This window comes from Cohnella baijiui, from assembly GCF_020731285.1.
Lineage (GTDB): Bacteria > Bacillota > Bacilli > Paenibacillales > Paenibacillaceae > Cohnella.
Window position 1 is genome coordinate 1 of sequence record NZ_JAJFOW010000236.1, and the last position, 283, is coordinate 283.

The following is a 283-nucleotide window of genomic DNA, read 5'->3' on the forward strand; positions in this document are numbered from 1 at the left end:
CACATAACACATCAGTCCGATCTTGCACTGTTAATTTAACCGACAATTTATGAGGGTACATTTCCTCAACAGACGGATAAAATAGGTAATCTACATTTTCCCATTCAGCCAAGACTCGATCCCGCTCAAAATCACGTGGATAGCTGGTATAATCTTCCGTTGGACCAAATTGGATCGGATTAACAAATATACTAACGACAACAAGGTCATTTTCTTGTCTTGCCCGCCTTATCAGCGTTAGATGGCCTTCATGGAGATATCCCATTGTGGGGACAAAACCGAT

The 283-nt window shown here is 41.7% G+C and carries 1 protein-coding gene; it reads right to left on the reverse strand.

Features of this window, described 5'->3' with window-relative positions:
• On the reverse strand, window positions 1-283 hold a 283-nt coding region (locus tag LKX83_RS32455; protein ID WP_227887399.1), incomplete at both ends, for a pantoate--beta-alanine ligase.